This window comes from Kitasatospora kazusensis, from assembly GCF_039529945.1.
GTDB lineage: Bacteria > Actinomycetota > Actinomycetes > Streptomycetales > Streptomycetaceae > Kitasatospora > Kitasatospora kazusensis.
Genome location: NZ_BAAANT010000007.1, coordinates 108,520 through 126,472 on the forward strand (window position 1 = coordinate 108,520; position 17,953 = coordinate 126,472).

The following is a 17,953-nucleotide window of genomic DNA, read 5'->3' on the forward strand; positions in this document are numbered from 1 at the left end:
ACCCGGCGCCCCGGCGAACCCGCCGAGCCCACCGAGCCCACCGAGTCCGACCGGCGGCCCGCCGAACCCGGCTGGGCCCCGTACCCGGCCGAGTTCCGTCAGGCCCAGGGGCGGCCGACGGTACTGCCTACTACGACCGACGTCCCGACCTGGGTCAGCAGCCGATCAGACGGGCACCGAGGTAGGACTTCACCTGGTCGAGGGAGACCCGCTCCTGCGCCATGGTGTCGCGCTCGCGGATGGTGACCGCGTTGTCCTCAAGGGTGTCGAAGTCGACCGTGACGCAGAACGGCGTACCGATCTCGTCCTGGCGGCGGTAGCGCTTGCCGATGGCACCGGCGTCGTCGAACTCGACGTTCCAGGCCGTCCGCAGGTCGGCGGCGAGGCCGCGGGCCTTCGGGGAGAGGTCGGCGTTGCGCGACAGCGGCAGCACCGCGACCTTGACCGGGGCGAGCCGCGGGTCGAGCCGCATGCCGACGCGCTTCTCCATGACGCCCTTGGCGTTGGGCGCCTCGTCCTCGAAGTAGGCGTCGATCAGGAAGGCCAGCATCGCGCGGTTGAGACCGGCGGCCGGCTCGATGACGTACGGGAAGTACCGCTCGCCGGACTCCTGGTCGAAGTACTTGAGGTCCTGGCCGGAGGCCTCGCTGTGGGTGGCGAGGTCGTAGTCGGTCCGGTTGGCGACACCCTCCAGCTCGGAGAACTCGGTGCCGCCGAAGTTGAAGCGGTACTCGATGTCCACCGTGCGCTTGGCGTAGTGGGAGAGCTTCTCCTTCGGGTGCTCGAAGAAGCGCATGTTCTCGGTCCGCAGGCCGAGGCCCACGTACCAGTCCCAGCGCTGCTGCAGCCAGTACTCGTGCCAGGTCTCGTCCTCGCCGGGCTTGACGAAGAACTCCATCTCCATCTGCTCGAACTCACGCGTGCGGAAGATGAAGTTGCCGGGCGTGATCTCGTTGCGGAAGCTCTTGCCGACCTGGGCGATGCCGAACGGCGGCTTCTTGCGCGAGGTGGTCTGCACGGCCTTGAAGTTGGTGAAGATGCCCTGCGCCGTCTCGGGACGCAGGTAGGCCAGGCCGCCCGCGTCCTCGGTGACGCCGAGGTGCGTCTTCAGCATGCCCGAGAACTCCTTGGGCTCCGTGAAGGCGCCCTTGTTGCCGCAGTTCGGGCAGTTGATGTCGGCGAGGCCGTTGGCGGGCAGCTTGCCGTGCTTGGCCTCGTACGCCTCCTCCAGGTGGTCCGCGCGGTAGCGCTTGTGACAGGAGGTGCACTCGGTGAGCGGGTCGTTGAAGGTGGCGACGTGGCCGGATGCCTCCCAGACCTCACGGGCCAGGATCACCGACGAGTCGAGCCCGACGACGTCCTCCCGAGCGGTGACCATCGAACGCCACCACTGGCGCCGGATGTTCTCCTTGAGCTCGACGCCCAGTGGCCCGTAGTCCCAGGCGGCGCGCGTACCGCCGTAGATCTCGCTGCAGGGGTAGACGAAGCCACGGCGCTTGCTCAGGCTGACGATCGTGTCGATCTTGTCGGCGGCCACAGTGCTCTCTTCAGTACGACGTCGGTTCGACGGCACGGTCAAGGCGCGGCTGGTTGCACGCACCCGAATACCTCAGGTTACCGGGCACCCGGGTGGGGGGTTCAAATCGGTATTCCCGAAAACCGGTGTCCAGGCGCCTCCGATCGCCCGAACGAGTGAGTTGACAATCATTTCCACATAAGATGAGAATGGTTGTCATGATGCTCCGACTCCAGCGACCGCGCCGCCTCTCTACCTCGATAGCCCTGACCGCCACCGCCCTCGTCGGCACCCTCGTGCTCACCGCCTGCGGTGGTACGAGCAGTGCCAAGAGCAGTGACGGCAAGCTGAACGTGGTGGCGTCGTTCTACCCGATGGAGTTCCTCGTCGAGCAGATCGGCGGTGACAACGTGCACGTCACCGACCTCACCGCAGCCGGTGTCGAGCCGCACGACCTCGAACTCACCGCCAAGCAGGTCGCCTCCGTCCAGCAGGCCGGAATGGTCGTCTACCTCAAGGGCCTGCAGCCCACCGTCGACCAGGCCGTCGCCCAGTCCGAGGCCAAGCACGTGGTGGACGCCACCGTGGCCTCGCCGCTGGTCGACCACCACCTCGACGAGGGCACGAGCGGTACCGGGCAGGCCGCCCACGCCACCGGCGACCCGCACATCTGGCTCGACCCGACCCGCTACGCGGCGGTCGCCAGGAGTGTCGGCGCCGAACTCGCCAAGGCGGATCCGGCGCACGCCCCCGACTACCAGAAGAACACCGACGCCCTGGTCGGCAAGCTCGCCACCCTGGACCAGGAGTTCCAGTCGGGGCTGAAGGGCGTCAAGTCCAAGACCTTCGTCACCAGCCACGCCGCGTTCGGCTACCTCTCCGACCACTACGGTCTGACCCAGATCGCGATCAACGGCGTCGACCCGGAGGCCGAGCCCACGCCGGCCCGGCTCGCCGAGATCCAGAAGGCCGCCAAGGACAACGGCGTGACCACGATCTTCTTCGAGACCCTGGTCAGCCCGAAGCTGGCCGAGACGGTCGCCCAGGACCTGAAGCTCAAGACGGCGGTGCTCGACCCGATCGAGGGCGTCAAGTCCCCGGCCAAGGACGACTACTTCTCGATCATGCGTCAGAACCTCGCCAACCTGCGGACCGCGCTCGGCGCCACCAGCTGAGGGGACAGCACACCCATGAGCTCCGTCATATCCCGGGCGACCGCAGAGGCCACCGCCCAAGCCACCGCCCAGCCCGCCCCCCAGCCCGCGGAACAGCCCGCGGAACAGGCCACCGGCGAGGCCGCCGACAGCGCCGCTGACGCCGACCCCAGCACCCACACCGGTACCAACACCGGTACCAACACCGGCGTCGGCGTCAGCACCGGCACCGGCACCGGCACCCACCCGGTGCCCGTCCGGCTGCGCGGCGCCGTGGCCTCGCTCGGGGGCCGTCCGGTACTGCGCGGCGTGGACCTCACCGTCCGACCCGGCGAGGTGGTCGCGCTGCTCGGCGCCAACGGCTCCGGCAAGTCCACCACCGTCAAGACCGTGGTCGGCTCCGTCCCGTTGGAGCGCGGCAGCCTGGAGCTGTTCGGCACGCCGTCCGGCAGGTTCCGGGACTGGCGCCGGGTCGGCTACGTCCCGCAGCGCACCACCGCCGCGGCCGGGGTCCCGGCCACCGTCCGCGAGGTGGTCTCCACCGGGCGGCTGCCGCAGCACCGGATGCTGCCGTTCCGCCGCAAGGACCGGGCCGCCGTGGACCGCGCGCTGGACGCCGTCGGCATGCTCGACCGCGCGGAGGACGGTGTGGCCGACCTCTCCGGCGGCCAGCACCAGCGGGTGCTGATCGCCCGCGCGCTGGTGGGCTCCCCCGACCTCCTGATCATGGACGAGCCGATGGCCGGTGTGGACGTGGCGAGCCAGCAGGTGCTGGCCGACACCCTGCGCCGCGAGGTCGAACGCGGCGCCGCCGTCCTGCTGGTACTGCACGAACTGGGCCCGCTGGAGCCGCTGATCGACCGGGCCGTGGTGCTGCGCGACGGCTGCGTCGCGCACGACGGCCCGCCGCCGCCCAACACCGGCCAGCACGCGCTTCCCGGCCACGACCACGTCCACCCGCACGCGGACGACCACCACCCCACCACCCCTGGACCGCTGGCATGACCGAAATGCTCAGTTACGACTTCATGCAGCGGGCGCTGATCGCCGCCGTGCTGGTCGGCATCACCGCACCCGCCGTCGGGATCTACCTGGTGCAGCGGCGGCAGGCACTGATGGGCGACGGCATCGGGCACGTCGCGCTGACCGGCGTCGGCCTCGGGTTCGTGTTCCAGACCAGCCCGGTCTGGATGGCCGTGCTGGTCTGCGTACTCGGCGCCGTGGTCATGGAACTGGTCCGCTCGCGCGGCAACAACCGCGGCGACATCGCACTGGCGATGCTCTTCTACGGCGGGATGGCCTGCGGGAAGCTCCTGGTCAGCATGAGCGCCCAGGCCGGCAGCGGCAGCCTGGAGAGCTACCTGTGGGGCTCCATCCTCACCGTCTCCCCCACGGATCTGGCCACCATCGGCGTGCTCGGCGCGGTGGTGATCGCCGTCACCGTCGGTCTGCGCCGCCAGTTCTTCGCGATCTGCCAGGACGAGGAGTTCGCCCGGGTCACCGGCATCCCGGTCCGCTTCCTCAACCTGCTGCTCGCCGTGATGGCCGCCGTCACCGTCACGGTCGCCATGCGGGTGGTCGGGCTGCTGCTGGTCAGCGCGCTGATGGTGGTCCCGGTGGCCGCCGCCCAGCAGCTCACCCGTTCCTTCGCGGCGACCCAGGCGGCGGCCATCGCCCTGGGCATCACCGTCGCGGTGGCCGGAGTCGCCGGGTCGTACCAGGCCGATGTGCCGTCAGGTCCGGCCATCGTGCTGCTCGCCATCGCCGTCTTCGCGGTGTTCAGCGCGATCGCGGCCCCGCTGGCCAGGCGTCGGCACCGGGCCGCGAGCTCCGCCGGCGGACCGGCCGGGCCGGAGGTCTGCGACGTCCTCCTCCCCGCGCAGGCCGGATCGGTGCCGGACGGCGCCCGGCACGACAGGTCCGACCGCAGCGACCCGGCGGGAAGTCCGGGGCTGGCACAATGATGTGCGAGATGCCCCCACTTCCAGGAGGACCCACGGTGACCACCGCAGGCCCGTCGCCGCGCGCCCGATCAACTCGGCAGCGAGCCGCCGTCTCGGCGGCCCTGGACGAGATCGAGGACTTCCGCAGCGCGCAGGAGCTGCACGACATGCTCAAACACCGAGGCGACTCGGTCGGTCTGACCACCGTCTACCGCACGCTCCAGTCGCTGGCCGACGCGGGCGAGGTGGACGTGCTGCGCACCTCCGACGGCGAAGCCGTCTACCGCCGTTGCAGCAGCGGGCACCACCACCACCTGGTCTGCCGTCACTGCGGCGCCACCGTGGAGGTCGAGGGCCCGGCGGTCGAGCGCTGGGCCAACACCGTCGCCGCCGAACACGGCTACAGCGACATCGCCCACACCCTGGAGATCTTCGGCACCTGCGCGGAGTGCGCGGCCAAGCAGTAGCCCGGCCCAGCAGTAGATCGGCCCAGCAGTAGATCGGCCCAGCAGGACGGGAGGGGCCCCAGCCGAAGGCTGGGGCCCCTCCCGTCGCTCGGGTCAACCAGATCCTGGCCGGCGGAGCCGGGTCAGCGCTGCGCCGGCACCTCGGTGGCGAGGCCGCCGACGGCCGGCCCACCCGGGGTGGGCGCGCCGGGCGCGGTCACCTCGTTGGGCAGGGCGCCCCCGAAGCGGCGGTCGCGCCGTGCGAACTGCTCGCAGGCCCGCCAGAGGTCGCGGCGGTCGAAGTCCGGCCAGAGCACGTCCTGGAACACGAACTCGGCGTACGCGCTCTGCCAGAGCAGGAAGTTGGAGGTGCGCTGCTCGCCGCTGGGGCGGAGGAAGAGGTCCACGTCCGGCATGTCGGGGTGGTACATGTACTTGGCGACGGTCTTCTCGGTGACCTTCGCCGGGTCGAGCTTGCCGGCCGCCACGTCGCGGGCGATCGCCGCCGCCGCGTCCGCGACCTCGGCCCGGCCGCCGTAGTTGACGCACATGTAGAGGGTGACGGCGTCGTTGTCCTTGGTCTGCTCCTCGGCGACCTGGAGCTCCTGGACGACGCTCTTCCACAGCTTCGGCATCCGGCCGGCCCAGCGGATCCGGACGCCCATCTCGTCCATCTCGTCGCGGCGGCGGCGGATGACGTCGCGGTTGAAGTTCATCAGGAACTTCACCTCGTCCGGCGAGCGCTTCCAGTTCTCGGTGGAGAAGGCGTACAGCGAGATGTTCTTCACGCCGAGCTCGATGGCGCCCTTGAGGACGTCGAGCACGACGGACTCGCCGACCTTGTGGCCCTCGGTGCGCGGCAGCCCGCGCTCCTTGGCCCAGCGCCCGTTGCCGTCCATCACGATCGCCACGTGCTCCGGGACGAGCTCGCCGGGGAGCTTCGGCGGCCGGGCGCCGCTCGGGTGCGGGGTCGGAGTCACGTACTCCCGCTGCTTGCTGCCGAAGAGGCGTCGCGCTGCCATGGTGCTCACTTCTCCACGTATCTCATCGAGCGGATGCCCCGCTCCAGGTGCCACTGCAGATAGGCGGCCACCAGCCCGCTGCCCTCGCGCCAGTACCGGGGCTCACAGTTGTCCGCCGTCTGCCAGTCCCCTGACAGCAGCGCGCCGAGCAGTACCAGTGTCTCAGGGGAGGGTACGGCACTTCCGGGTACCCGGCAGTCCGAGCAGAGCACACCGCCCGCCTGGAGCGAGAAGAACCGGTTGACGCCGTCCATACCGCACTTGGCGCAGTCGGTGAAGCTCGCGCCGTACCCGTTGACCGCCAGCGAACGGAGCAGGAAGGCGTCCAGCACGAGGTGCGACTCATGCAGCCCGGCCGCCAGTGTGCGCAGCGCGCCGACCAGCAGCAGGTACTGCTGGACGGCCGGTTCGCCCTCGTTCTCGGCGAACCGCTCCGCCGTCTCCAGCATCGCCGTACCGGCGGTGTAGCGGCCGTAGTCGGTGACGATCGAGCCGCCGTAGGGGGCGATGGTCTCCACCTGGGTGCAGAGCGGCAGCGAGCGGCCGACCAGGTCGGCGCCCCGGCTGAAGAACTGCACGTCGACGTGGGAGAACGGCTCCAGCCGCGCGCCGAACTTCGACTTGGTCTTGCGGATGCCCCGGGCGACCGCGCGCACCCGGCCGTGCTGGCGGGTCAGCAGGGTGATGATCCGGTCGGCCTCACCGAGTTTCTGGACGCGCAGCACCACGCCGTCGTCGCGGATGAGGCTCATGCGCGCGTTCCGGGGCAGCGGGTGTCGGACAGGGTGGCCATCCGACCATTGTCCCCCAAGCCGCCCGGTGCCCGGACAGCCGTCCGCCCGCACCCAGGTCCGTGGGGGGACGCCTCGGGTGCGGGTGACGGCGGGCCCGGAGGGGGGTTCGGGCCCGGTCTGTGGGGGTCTGAGGGGGTGGTGACGCGGTGAGCAGGGCGGCCGGGCGGGCGGCGGAACGCCGGACGCCGTGGTCAGTGCGGGGCGCTGGTGGCCGACTGGAGGAGTTCGCCGACCCGGAGTTCGGCGAGCTTGAGGCAGCGGCCGACGGCGGCCAGCGCGGCGCGCTCCTGCGGGAGGTACCGGCCGTCGGCCAGCGCGATCCGGGCGCCCTGCAGCAGCAGCCGCTCGCGGCCCTGCTGGGCCAGGTGCGGGGCCAGGGGTTCGAGCGCGGCGTGCAGTTCGATGGTCAGACCGCTGCCGGCGCCGTCGAGGTCGACCGGCACCTCGCCGTCGACCCCGGAGAGCGCGGCCAGCGCGGCCAGCACCTGGACCTCTCCGCAGTCCTCGAACCCGGCCTCGCGGACCACCGCGCAGGCGGCCTCCCGGGCCGCCCGGCCACCCGTGCCGCCGGCCGCGAGCACGGCCAGGGCCACGGTGTACTGGGCGTCGCGGAGCATCGAGGCCAGCCGGACACTGGTGAGCTGCTCCAGGGTCTCGACGCCGTACCTGCCGTGGCAGGAGGTGCACTGCACGCTGCCGACCACCGGCCCGACCGGGAGGATCGGCGTACCGACCAACCGCAGCCACCGCCGACCGTGCTGTCGGCGGTAGTTGCGGTCCCCGCCACAGCCGGGACAGAAGAAATCACCGAGGACGTCCGTCCGCCACCTAGGGCGGACACCCCACAACCCTGTCACGGCGCCACTCCCCAGACATGGCAGGCGGCCTGCGCATCAATGGGCAGGTCACGCGACCGGAAGGCGGGGGCCGTCCCACCGACCCCGGTTCCGGTGGATAGATGCTGCCACGGTTAAGGACACGTGTCAGCACCCCGAACGGGTAAAGATGTGGCGTGGAACACATTTCTCCGGAGGGGCCCCCGGGGCGTCCCGGGAGCCCTCCCCGGAACGCCCCCCGTACGAACTATCCGCGCTGCGCCCGGTTGACGGCGCTGACCATGGCCTTCAGCGAGGCCAGCACGGTGTTGCCGTCGATGCCGACGCCCCACAGCACCCGGCCGTCGACGGCGCACTCGACGTACGCGGCGGCCTGGGCGTCGCCGCCCTCGCTCAGCGCGTGCTCGGCGTAGTCCAGGACGCGGACGTCGATGCCGATCCGGGCCAGCGCGTCGCCGAAGGCGGAGACCGGGCCGTTGCCGGTACCGGTCAGCGTCGCGGGGACGCCGTCCAGGACGGCTTCGGTGGTCAGCGCGTCCCGGCCGTCCTCGGTGGTCAGGCTGCGCGAACCGCTCAGCGAGATCCGGCCCCAGGCGTTGTCCGGGGTGGGCAAGTACTCGTCCTGGAAGGCCGCCCAGATGTCGGCCGGGGTGACCTCGCCGCCCTCGGCGTCAGTCTTGGCCTGGATGATCTTCGAGAACTCGATCTGCATCCGGCGCGGCAGGTCCAGCTTGTGGTCGTTCTTCAGGACGTACGCGATGCCGCCCTTGCCCGACTGGCTGTTGACCCGGATGACGGCCTCGTACGAGCGCCCCACGTCCTTCGGGTCGATCGGCAGGTACGGCACGCCCCAGGTGTACTCGCCGACCGGCACCCCGGCCGCCGCCGCGTCGGCCTCCAGAGCGTCGAAGCCCTTCTTGATGGCGTCCTGGTGCGAGCCGGAGAAGGAGGTGTAGACCAGGTCGCCGGCGTACGGGTGGCGCTCCGGGACGGCCATCTGGTTGCAGTACTCGGCGGTGCGGCGGATCTCGTCGATGTCGGAGAAGTCGATCATCGGGTCGACGCCCTGCGAGAACAGGTTCATCCCGACGTTGACCAGGTCCAGGTTGCCCGTCCGCTCGCCCTGCCCGAACAGGCAGCCCTCGACCCGGTCCGCACCGGCCATCACGGCCAGCTCGGCGGAGGCGACGCCGGTGCCCCGGTCGTTGTGCGGGTGGGTGGACAGGCAGACGAACTCGCGGCGGGACAGGTTCCGCGACATCCACTCGATCTTGTCGGCGTAGACGTTCGGAGTGGAACGCTCCACCGTGGTCGGCAGGTTCAGGATGATCTCGCGGCCCTCGCCCGGCTGCCAGACGTCCATCACCGCCTCGCAGACCTCCAGGGCGAAGTCCAGCTCGGTGTCGATGAAGATCTCGGGCGAGTACTCGTAGCCCAGGACGGTGTCCTCGCCCAGCAGCTTCTCGGCGTACTCCATCACCAGCCGGGTGCCGTCCACCGCGATGGCCTTGATGTCGTCCTTGGAGCCCTTGAAGACCACCCGGCGGAACAGCGGCGAGGTCGCGTTGTACAGGTGGACGGTGGCCCGGGGGGCGCCGATCAGGGACTCCACCGTGCGCTCGATCAGGTCCTCGCGGGCCTGGGTCAGCACCGAGATGGTGACGTCCGCGGGGATCGCGCCCTCCTCGATCAGCGAGCGGACGAAGTCGAAGTCGGTGGCGCCGGAGGACGGGAAGCCGACCTCGATCTCCTTGTAGCCCAGCTTCACCAGCAGGTCGAACATCTTGCGCTTGCGGGCCGGGGACATCGGGTCGATCAGCGCCTGGTTGCCGTCCCGCAGGTCGGTGGACAGCCAGCGCGGCGCCTTGGTGATGACCTTGCCGGGCCAGGTGCGGTCCGGCAGGTCGATCGCGCCGAAGGGTACGTAGCGGCCGAACGGCATGCCGGACGGCTGCTGCCGGACGGACGAGGCGGTGATCGGGGTGGGACGGTCGATGAACGCGCGGGCGATCGAAGACTGCTCAGTCATGAAGGAGACTCTCGGCTTCTCTGTCGATTGCGGGCTGGTCGGGGTGGATGAACACCCGACTCGGCCGACTTCTGCGCCGCATGGAATGCATCGCTCAGGAGATGCATGGGCACAGCACGATCCCCGCGGCGAGGGGGCCGGCCTTCGTGGTCTACAGGCCCTCGCCGCGGCAGCTAAGAAGAAGCAGCCCGTAACGCATGATGTTGCCCAGCGTAACCCAGGTCCCCCGGCGCGAGCAGTGAACCGCACCACCATTCCACCCCTTGAGACACCGGCAGCACCGTGACAACAAGTCACCGATGCGTCACGCTTGGCGACATGACATCTGGCGCGCAGTTCTGCACCATCATCCCGCCGTACATGCTCGACCGGCTGGCCGAGCAGGGCCACGAGGCCGCCCAGCGCTCACTGGCCCTGGACGCCGTCCACCGCGCGGGCCGCCTGACCGCGGCCCCGGCGGCCGCCCCCGCACCCCCGCCGCACCACCTCACCCGCACCATCGGCGACGCCCACCACACCCAGAAGGCACCAGGGCGCCCGGTCCGCCGCGAGGGCGGCGCGCCGGTCAAGGACGCCGGCGTCAACCGCGCGTACGACGCCCTCGGGGCGACGTTCGCGCTGTACGAGGAGGTCTACGGACGGCACTCCGTCGACGGCGCCTGGCTGCCGCTGGACGCGACCGTCCACTACGGGCAGAAGTACGACAACGCCTTCTGGGACGGCGCCCGGATGGTCTTCGGCGACGGCGACGGCGTCCTGTTCAACGACTTCACCTCCTCACAGGACGTGATCGGCCACGAACTCACCCACGGCGTCACCCAGTACAGCGCGGGCCTGGACTACCAGGGCCAGTCCGGCGCGCTCAACGAGTCGGTCTCCGACGTCTTCGGCTCGCTCGTCAAGCAGTACGCGCTGCGGCAGCCCGCCGCCGACGCGGACTGGCTGATCGGCGCCGCCCTGCTCGCGCCCGGCGTCCAGGGCGTCGCGCTGCGCTCGATGAAGGCGCCCGGCACGGCGTACGACGACCCCCGGCTCGGCAAGGACCCGCAGCCGGCCCAGATGGGCGACTACGTCGAGACCACCGAGGACCAGGGCGGGGTGCACATCAACTCCGGCATCCCCAACCACGCCTTCTACCTGCTCGCCACCGCCCTCGGCGGCAACGCCTGGGAGCGGGCCGGGCAGGTCTGGTACGACACCCTGACGGGCGGCCGGCTCGCCCACGACGCGGACTTCACCGCCTTCGCCAAGGCCACCGCCGCGGCGGCCCGGGCCCGCTACACCGACGAGGCGGTGGCCAACACCGTGATCGCCGCCTGGTCGCAGGTCGGCGTCAGCGCGACCTGACGGCCGTCGGCCGTCGGCCGGCGGGCCGACCGGGCCGACCGGGCCGACCGGGCCGACCCGCCGGGCTGCCCGTTCCCGGCGGGCGAAACCTTGGAGCGGGCTGGGTGTCAGCTGGGCACGGTTCGCGCAAACTCTGTAAAAACCCAGCAAATCCCATCACCAGGCAGCAGACTGGCGACCATGTACATCCAGGTGACCCGTACCGGCGGCCTGGCTGGCCGCGCCCACCGCGCGGAGCTGGACACCGCCGACCGGCCCGACGCCCCGCACGTCCACGCCCTCGCCCGCGAGGCCGTGGCCGGCGGGCTGCGCGCACCCTCGTACGGGGTGCCGGACGGGTACCACTACGAGATCACCGTCGACGGCCGGACGGTGCACTGCGCCGACCCGAAGCTGACGGACTGCCAGCGCGAGCTGATCTCGCTGGTGCTGCACGAGGGCGTCAGCCGGCCGGATCAGCCGAAGCGGCCGTTGACGTAGTCGGAGGTGCGGGGGTCCGCCGGGGTCGCGAACATCGCCCCGGTCGGGCCGTGTTCGACGATGGCGCCCGGGGTGCCCTGCTCCGCCAGGAAGAAGGCGCAGCGGTCCGAGACGCGCTGCGCCTGCTGCATGTTGTGGGTGACGATCACGATGGTGACCGTCTCCGCCAGTTCGCGGATGGTCTGCTCGATCCGGCGGGTGGAGGTCGGGTCGAGGGCCGAGCAGGGCTCGTCCATCAGCAGCACCTTGGGGCGGACGGCCAGCGATCGGGCGATGCACAGCCGCTGCTGCTGGCCGCCGGAGAGCGCGCCGCCGGGCTGGCGCAGCCGGTCCTGAACCTCCCGCCAGAGCCCGGCCTTGCCCAGGCACTCCTCCACCAGGTGGTCCTTCTCCGGCCGGGAGGCCCGGATGCCGGTGAGCTTGAGGCCCGCCACCACGTTGTCGTAGATCGACATCGCGGGGAAGGGGTTGGGCTTCTGGAAGACCATCCCGATGTCCCGCCGGGCGCTGGTGAGCCGGCGCTCGGGGGCGTAGACGTCCGTGCCGTCGAGCAGCACCTCGCCCGCGAGGGCGGCGCCCGGGATCAGCTCGTGCATCCGGTTGAGGATCCTCAGGAAGGTGGACTTGCCGCAGCCGGACGGGCCGATCAGCGCGGTGACCTGCCCCTGGGGCATGGTCAGCGAGACCCGGTCCAGCACCTTGCGGTCGCCGAACCAGGCCGACACGGCCCGGGCATCGAGGGTCCCCGCCGTGGACGGCCGCGCGGGCAGCAGGACCGTGCTCTCGATGCTGGTCATGGGGTGGTGGTCTCCTTCACGGTGGTCTCCTTCAACGGTGTTGGCGGCTCACGGTGGTGGCGGCTCACGGCAACGACGGCGGCGGGCGGGTCAGACCAGGTTGGGCAGCAGGCGGGCGACTTCGTCCGCGACGGCGAGACCCAGCGCGCTCAGCACCGGTACCCCGACGATCCAGGCCTGCGGACGGCCCCAGCGGGACCAGGCCGAGGCCAGCGCGAGGGCGGCGAGCAGCAGGGCCTCGCCCCAGAGCACCAGCGGGATCCAGGCGCCGCTGTCCGTCCCCATCGCCAGCTCGCCGGGTGGCAGTGAACCGGCGCCGAGCGGACGGGCGTTGGCGTCCTTCACGGCGGAGACCTGGTCGGCGTCGACCAGCAGGACCCCGGACGGCGCGTACCGCGGCCCGTCCCCGGTGGCCAGCACCAGCCGGCCCGCGCCGTTCGGCAGGGCCGCCGGCACCGGGTCGCCGGCCCGCCGGACGTCCAGCACCCGGTAGGTGTGGGTGCCCTGGCCGGTGGTGACGGTGAAGGTCTCGCTCGGCCGGAGGTTGCCGAGGGTCCCGAACGGCCCGCCGAAGCCGGCCTGGCGGCCGAACAGGATGCTGGTACCGGCCTGTCCGGGGTACGGGCTGTCCCGGCGGTGCCCGGGGCCGGACTCCAGCACGTCGCCGGAGGTCCCCTCCCGCACCACCTCGCGCAGTCCCAGCTGTGGGATGGTCAGCAGGGCGATCGGGGTGCCGGGGTCGACCAGGGCGCCGCCCGAGGTGCGCTGGCCGATCGGCGTGGTGCCCTTGGCCAGGCTCTCGCGCAGCTGGGCGTAGCCGGTCTCGTGGTCGCGCAGGTGGCGCAGGCCGCCGAGCGGCCCGAGGTCGAGCAGCAGTCCGAGAAGCATCGCCGCCGCGATCGACAGCGCGGCGCCGACCAGCTGCGGGCCGTCCGGGCGCAGCCGGGCCCGGACGGGGGCGGGCGGCGGCGGGACGACCGCCTGCGGGAACCACGCGGGCACGGCGGGCGGGCGGGTGAGTGTCACTTGACGTCCTCCCCCGCGCCGCGCCCGGCCAGGCGGCGCCGCGCGTAGGGCACCCCGATCCAGCCCAGCAGCAGTACCCCGGCGCCCATCACGAGCCAGGAGCCGACGGGCGTACCGGACGAGGCCGTCCGCACCGCCGCCGTCCGCCGCACGCCCGGTGCGGCACCGGCCGGTGCGGCACCGGTCTGGCCGGCGGTCGGTGCCGTACCGGTCTGCGGGTCGGCCGCTGCCTCCTGGATCACGCCCGGCGGGGCGACGGTGACGGCCTGCCAGCTGGTGGGCGTGCCGAAGTTCAGTACCCCGGTGAAGTCGCGCAGCGAGGTGGGGGCGACCTTGGCCCGGCAGCTCGCGGTGACGGTGTAAGCGCCGTGCAACGGGCCCGCGCCACTGCGGTTGGCCACCACCCGCAGGGTGTTGGCGAGCGGCAGGACGTACCCGCCGTTGGCGGCGCGCCGGTACGCGGCGGCTGCCACCGTGCCGGTGAGCGGGGCGCCTTCGGCGGGGAAGCCCGCACCGGTGATCCGGACGGCCAGGTAGTCGCCGGCCGCCGGGCAGAGCCCGGAGGTGAGCACGTCGATGGCGTCGTCGTCGTGCCCGGTCTCGTAGTCGAAGGCGAGCGTGCCGGTGTCGGCGGGCGAGGCGAGCGTGCCGGCCTCGGCAGCCGAGGCGTGCGGGGCGAGCGGGAGCTGTCCGAGCAGCAGGGCGGCGGCCAGCAGAGCGCCGGCCACGACGGGCGCCGGGAGGGCCGGGATGCCGGTCAGCCGGTTGTGGCGGCGCTGCCGCAGAGCGTAGCCGATGAGGGCGAACGGCAGCAGGACGACCAGCAGGGCCCACGGGATGCTGGCGAAGCCCTGCTTGGCCACGGTGCTGGAGAGTTGCGGGTCCTTGTCGGCGCCGACCGCGAGCGGGTCGACGGTGATCCCGGCGGTGGACCAGAGCACCGGGTAGGAGCCGCTGACGTCGAAGTGGTAGCTGACGGTGTTCCCGGGCAGCAGTTCCTGCAGGTCGGCGGGGGCGGCGCCGGTCGCGATCGAGCCGAGCAGGTTGCTCACCCGGACGGCCTGCCGACCGCCCAGGCGGACGTTGCCGGTGTTGCGGACGGAGTAACTGACGGTGGTGCGGCCGCTGTCGAGCGGATTGAGGCTCGGGTGGTACACGGCCCGGGCGTCCAGGACCTTCAGTTCGGCGTGCAGCGCGCCGGAGACCCGGATCTGCACGCGGGCGCCGACCCGCTGGTCGACCGTCACGGCGTTGCCCTTGGCGTCCTTGCTCTCGCGGCGCAGCGAGACGACGATGCCCGCCGCGTGGTCGCCGGGCGAGGCGGTGGCGGGGACGGCGAGGGTGAACGGCACGATCTGCCGGCTGCGCGCGGGCAGCGTGAGCGAGTCGGCGGCGGTCCGCACCCAACTCCCGGCCTGGGTGGACGGCTTGCCCTCGGGCAGGACGTCGTAGCCGCCGGAGTCGGTGTTGAAGGCGTCGGCGGGGTAGAGCCGCAGGGTGAGCGGCTGGTCACCGTAGTTCCACACCGCGACGTGGTCCTTGACCAGCGCCCCCGGCGTCACCGAGTACGAGAAGGTGCCCCGGCTGTCCGGCTCGGTCGCGCTCGCGGGCTGGATGCCGAAGGTCTGCGCGGTCGGGGTGTCCGCACGGGCCGCCCCGCCGCCCAGCAGCAGGGTCAGCAGGGCGGGAGCGAGTACCAGGAGCCATCGGCGCATCGGCAGCGTCATCCCTCGTTTGTGGTACGTGAGTTGGGGTGGGCGGGCCGGACCGTCCTGGCGCCTTCGGCTCATGGGAGCCATTGGGCCAGGGCGGTCCGGCCGCCGGTTTACGACCTGGATGCCGGTCGGTGACGGGCAGGCGTCAGATCGCGGTCAGGGTGAGCACGCCCTGGTACGTCCCGGCCTGGGTGGAGGTGGGGGCGAGCAGGGTCAGGTCGGCGCCGACCTTGGCGGTGCCGAGGCCGGTCGCGGTGGCCAGCGTCCGGGAGGACTTCAGGCCGAGCACGCCGGTGTCGTTCGCCTCGACGGCGTTGGCCGGGTTGACCTGGCCGCCGAGGGTGACCTTGAGGCCGTCGCCCTTGGAGACCAGGTTCGGGGCCCAGCCGAGGTTCTCCGGGTTGATCGCGTTGGCACCCGAACTGAACGGCGCCACCTGGCCGCTGACCGACCAGCCGGGCGCGCCGGCCCGGGTGTCGGTGACGGTGACTGCCTGGATCGGGCCGGCGGTGGAGAACAGGGTGCTGGTGCTGTTCAGGGCGAGCGGAGGCAGCGTGACGGCGGAGCCGGCCACACTGATCACCAGCGCGCCGGGGGCGACGGTGGTGGTGATGGTCTCGCCGACCGGGGACGGCGGGGTCGGGCCGCCGGGGTTCGGCGGGGTGACGACCGGGGTGACGGTGAAGGGGACGGCAGCGGAGGCCGAGGCGGCGAACTTGGTGGCGTCGGCCGGGGTGAAGGCGGCCGTGAGCAGGTGGTCGCCCTGGGCCAGGCTGCTCAGGGTCAGCTGGGCCGCGCCGCCGCTGACCGGCTGGGTGCCGAGGCTGACGCCGTTGTCCTTGAACTCCACGGTGCCGGGGGCATCCGGCGTGACGGTCGCGCCGAGGGTGACCGAGGTGCCCTGCGCGGCGGAGCCGGACGGGGAGACCGCGAGCGCGGTGGTGGTGGACTGCGCGCCCTGCGGGCTGATGGTGTACGTGGTGGTGGCGGAGGTCGAGCCGAGGAAGCCCGCCGTGGTCGAGGTGAAGACCGCCGAGAGGCTGTGCACGCCCTGGGCCAGGGCGTTGGTGGTGAGCGCGGCCTGGCCGGCGGCCACCGCGACGGGTGCGCCGAGCGCGGCGGTGCCGTCCAGGAACTGCACCGTCCCGGCGGTGGCCGGGGAGACCGTGGCGGTCAGCGTGACGTTGCCGCCGACGGTCGCCGAGCCGGCCGGGGTCACCGCGAGCGTGGTGGTGGTCGCGGTGGTGGCCGGCGGGTTCGGGTCGGTCGAGGTGTACGTGGTGGGGCTGGTGAACCAGATGGCGCCCACGAAGTCGCCGAAGTACGTCGTGCCGAGCTTGGCGCGGCAGCGCATGTGGAACTCGTACTTGCCGCTCAGCGTGGTGAAGCCGTTCTTCTGTGCGAAGCTGCGCAGGGTGTCGCTGAGCGGGATGTTGAGGTCACCCTGCGCGTCGGGCGGGAAGACCGACTGTGCCTGGTTGAGCGTGACGCCGTAGCCGTCGGCCGGGAAGCCCTGGCCGAAGACCAGGGTCTGCAGGTTGGTGCCGCCCGGGCAGGAACCCGAGGTGACCACGTTGAGCAGTGAGTCGTCGGCGCCGGTGGCCGGGTTGACGGCCAGGGTGCCGATGGTCGGGCTGACGCCGTCGGCGTACGCGTCGACGGAGCCGATCATGCTGATGCTGCCGGCGGCCAGGAAGGTGGCCGCGCCGAGGGCGACGGAACGCGGGATGCGGATGCTCACGGTGGGTGGTGCCTTTCCTTCAGAAGTGGTGGAGGGAGGGTCAGCCGGTGGTGCGCGAGGTGTCGCCGCAGTTCTTGTTGACGCCGAAGCCGTACTGCGTGATGACGGCGGACTGCTGGCAGATCAGCGCGTTGCCGCCGACGAAGACGTCACTCCACGGGCTGGTGGCGACCTTGCTGCTCGGGATCACGTTGTAGACGTCGCGGGTGGCCGCCGCGCCGGTGTTCAGCAGCAGCGAGGGCACGCCGTTGATGTTGCCGAGCTGGGCGGTGCCGCGCAGGTCGGCGAGGGTGCCGGAGCTCTGCGCGATGTACTGGGCGATCGAGAACGGCACCAGCGAGGTCGGGTCCAGCACGCGGCCGTCGTGCTCCTCGATCGGCTTGCCGCCCTTGGTGTCGCTGATGCAGGGGTACTTCTTGGCGACGACGTCGGCCTCGGTGATGCCGACGGTGGTCTCCCAGAAGCTCCGGGTGCCGGAACCGGCCTGCGGGAGCAGCGGGTGGACGGAGTAGTTCGGGGCGGTGCCGACGAAGCCCGGGTCGCAGCTGTAGATCGCGTGCAGGTCGGAGACGGCGAGGTCGAGCGGCAGCGAGCTGCCGGCGCTGACCGCGTACGTCACGCCGTCCACCGCGAACGGGACGTAGGTCAGGCCCGGGGTGGCGGCGGCGAGGTTCAGGCTGGAGGAGCGGGAGAAGTCCAGGCAGTTGTTGTTCTTGTTGAGCTCGTTGAGCAGCATGGTGCGGCCGGCGCCGGAGCCGTTCGGGCGGGTGAGGCCCTGGCAGGCGGCCGTGCTCTTGGTGTTGATGGTGGGCGAGCCCACCGCGTCGTACGAGCCGATGACCTTCTGGCCGCCCAGGGTGACGGCGTTGGAGAGCGCGTTCATCACGCCCTGCGTGGTGTCCGAGCCGACACCGGCGAGCTGGCGGTAGGCCGGCGCACCGGACGGGTCGGCCTGGGCGATACCCGCACCGGCGACCAGCAGGCCGAGACCGGCGGCGACGGTGACGCACTTGGCGAGGTGGCTCTTGGTGAAGCTCATCACGGTGTTCATCCCTCACAAAGGCAGCTGCGGGGCAGCTGTTCCTGGGCACGGCGGAAGGACCTTCC

The 17,953-nt window shown here is 71.7% G+C and carries 16 protein-coding genes; 6 read left to right on the forward strand and 10 right to left on the reverse strand.

What is annotated here, in order from left to right; all coding sequences use genetic code 11:
* Window positions 1–154: 154 nt before the first annotated feature.
* Window positions 155–1,537, reverse strand: a complete 1,383-nt coding sequence (locus ABD330_RS08485) for a glycine--tRNA ligase (RefSeq protein ID WP_344462502.1) — start codon at window positions 1,535–1,537, stop codon at window positions 155–157.
* Between the two features lie 197 nt (window positions 1,538–1,734).
* On the opposite strand from ABD330_RS08485, the gene ABD330_RS08490 reads away from it, so the two are divergent.
* Genes ABD330_RS08490 through ABD330_RS08505 form a run of 4 tightly spaced genes read left to right on the forward strand, consistent with a single transcriptional unit; the run spans window position 1,735 to window position 5,080 of the window.
* On the forward strand, window positions 1,735–2,691 hold the full coding sequence (locus ABD330_RS08490) for a metal ABC transporter substrate-binding protein (RefSeq protein WP_344462504.1): 957 nt from the start codon (window positions 1,735–1,737) through the stop codon (window positions 2,689–2,691).
* 15 nt (window positions 2,692–2,706) lie between these two features.
* Complete coding sequence (locus ABD330_RS08495; RefSeq protein ID WP_344462506.1) at window positions 2,707–3,675, forward strand: metal ABC transporter ATP-binding protein; 969 nt, start codon at window positions 2,707–2,709, stop codon at window positions 3,673–3,675.
* Entirely contained in the window at window positions 3,672–4,634 is a 963-nt protein-coding gene (locus tag ABD330_RS08500) for a metal ABC transporter permease (RefSeq protein WP_344462508.1), read from the forward strand. The genes ABD330_RS08495 and ABD330_RS08500 overlap by 4 nt, the downstream gene beginning before the upstream one ends.
* Before the next feature lie 35 nt (window positions 4,635–4,669).
* Window positions 4,670–5,080: a Fur family transcriptional regulator gene (locus tag ABD330_RS08505; RefSeq protein ID WP_280714496.1), complete on the forward strand. Its 411-nt coding sequence runs from the start codon at window positions 4,670–4,672 to the stop codon at window positions 5,078–5,080.
* Between the two features lie 122 nt (window positions 5,081–5,202).
* Here the strand turns inward: ABD330_RS08505 and ABD330_RS08510 are convergent, their stop codons facing one another.
* From ABD330_RS08510 to leuA, 4 genes are all read right to left on the reverse strand, one after another.
* The gene (locus tag ABD330_RS08510; RefSeq protein ID WP_344462512.1) at window positions 5,203–6,081 is read right to left on the reverse strand and encodes an isoprenyl transferase; all 879 of its coding nucleotides are present in this window, start codon (window positions 6,079–6,081) and stop codon (window positions 5,203–5,205) included.
* 5 nt (window positions 6,082–6,086) lie between these two features.
* Window positions 6,087–6,833: a DNA repair protein RecO gene (recO, locus tag ABD330_RS08515; RefSeq protein ID WP_344462514.1), complete on the reverse strand. Its 747-nt coding sequence runs from the start codon at window positions 6,831–6,833 to the stop codon at window positions 6,087–6,089.
* A 233-nt stretch (window positions 6,834–7,066) separates the two neighbouring features.
* On the reverse strand, window positions 7,067–7,612 hold the full coding sequence (locus ABD330_RS08520; protein WP_344462516.1) for a TerB family tellurite resistance protein: 546 nt from the start codon (window positions 7,610–7,612) through the stop codon (window positions 7,067–7,069).
* 346 nt (window positions 7,613–7,958) lie between these two features.
* Window positions 7,959–9,740, reverse strand: a complete 1,782-nt coding sequence (gene leuA / locus ABD330_RS08525) for a 2-isopropylmalate synthase (RefSeq protein ID WP_344462518.1) — start codon at window positions 9,738–9,740, stop codon at window positions 7,959–7,961.
* 318 nt (window positions 9,741–10,058) lie between these two features.
* Here leuA and ABD330_RS08530 point away from each other — a divergent pair, with 318 nt between their 5' ends.
* Window positions 10,059–11,087, forward strand: a complete 1,029-nt coding sequence (locus ABD330_RS08530; protein WP_344462520.1) for a M4 family metallopeptidase — start codon at window positions 10,059–10,061, stop codon at window positions 11,085–11,087.
* Window positions 11,088–11,267: 180 nt separating this feature from the next.
* Complete coding sequence (locus ABD330_RS08535; RefSeq protein WP_344462522.1) at window positions 11,268–11,567, forward strand: protealysin inhibitor emfourin; 300 nt, start codon at window positions 11,268–11,270, stop codon at window positions 11,565–11,567.
* Here the strand turns inward: ABD330_RS08535 and ABD330_RS08540 are convergent.
* The 5 genes from ABD330_RS08540 to ABD330_RS08560 form a co-directional block, all read right to left on the reverse strand.
* A complete protein-coding gene (locus tag ABD330_RS08540) occupies window positions 11,543–12,364 on the reverse strand; it encodes a phosphate ABC transporter ATP-binding protein (RefSeq protein ID WP_344462524.1) in 822 nt (273 codons plus the stop codon). The genes ABD330_RS08535 and ABD330_RS08540 overlap by 25 nt on opposite strands.
* Before the next feature lie 90 nt (window positions 12,365–12,454).
* Window positions 12,455–13,390, reverse strand: coding sequence for a sortase domain-containing protein (locus ABD330_RS08545; RefSeq protein WP_344462526.1), 936 nt, complete (start codon window positions 13,388–13,390; stop codon window positions 12,455–12,457).
* Window positions 13,387–15,105 (reverse strand): WxL protein peptidoglycan domain-containing protein, encoded by a 1,719-nt coding sequence (locus ABD330_RS08550; protein WP_344462528.1) that lies wholly within the window; start codon window positions 15,103–15,105, stop codon window positions 13,387–13,389. The genes ABD330_RS08545 and ABD330_RS08550 overlap by 4 nt, the downstream gene beginning before the upstream one ends.
* Before the next feature lie 145 nt (window positions 15,106–15,250).
* The gene (locus ABD330_RS08555) at window positions 15,251–16,846 is read right to left on the reverse strand and encodes an Ig-like domain repeat protein (protein ID WP_344462531.1); all 1,596 of its coding nucleotides are present in this window, start codon (window positions 16,844–16,846) and stop codon (window positions 15,251–15,253) included.
* 40 nt (window positions 16,847–16,886) lie between these two features.
* The gene (locus ABD330_RS08560) at window positions 16,887–17,885 is read right to left on the reverse strand and encodes a substrate-binding domain-containing protein (protein WP_344462533.1); all 999 of its coding nucleotides are present in this window, start codon (window positions 17,883–17,885) and stop codon (window positions 16,887–16,889) included.
* Window positions 17,886–17,953: the final 68 nt, after the last annotated feature.

Excerpts from the sequence above, each read along its gene's own strand:
- ABD330_RS08550 (WP_344462528.1), bottom strand. The coding sequence starts at position 15,105 with ATGCGCCGATGGCTCCTGGTACTCGCTCCCGCCCTGCTGACCCTGCTG.
- leuA (WP_344462518.1), bottom strand. The coding sequence starts at position 9,740 with ATGACTGAGCAGTCTTCGATCGCCCGCGCGTTCATCGACCGTCCCACC.
- ABD330_RS08495 (WP_344462506.1), top strand. The coding sequence starts at position 2,707 with ATGAGCTCCGTCATATCCCGGGCGACCGCAGAGGCCACCGCCCAAGCC.
- ABD330_RS08560 (WP_344462533.1), bottom strand. The coding sequence starts at position 17,885 with ATGAGCTTCACCAAGAGCCACCTCGCCAAGTGCGTCACCGTCGCCGCC.
- ABD330_RS08535 (WP_344462522.1), top strand. The coding sequence starts at position 11,268 with ATGTACATCCAGGTGACCCGTACCGGCGGCCTGGCTGGCCGCGCCCAC.
- ABD330_RS08500 (WP_344462508.1), top strand. The coding sequence starts at position 3,672 with ATGACCGAAATGCTCAGTTACGACTTCATGCAGCGGGCGCTGATCGCC.
- ABD330_RS08510 (WP_344462512.1), bottom strand. The coding sequence starts at position 6,081 with ATGGCAGCGCGACGCCTCTTCGGCAGCAAGCAGCGGGAGTACGTGACT.
- ABD330_RS08490 (WP_344462504.1), top strand. The coding sequence starts at position 1,735 with ATGATGCTCCGACTCCAGCGACCGCGCCGCCTCTCTACCTCGATAGCC.
- recO (WP_344462514.1), bottom strand. The coding sequence starts at position 6,833 with ATGAGCCTCATCCGCGACGACGGCGTGGTGCTGCGCGTCCAGAAACTC.
- ABD330_RS08530 (WP_344462520.1), top strand. The coding sequence starts at position 10,059 with ATGACATCTGGCGCGCAGTTCTGCACCATCATCCCGCCGTACATGCTC.
- ABD330_RS08540 (WP_344462524.1), bottom strand. The coding sequence starts at position 12,364 with ATGACCAGCATCGAGAGCACGGTCCTGCTGCCCGCGCGGCCGTCCACG.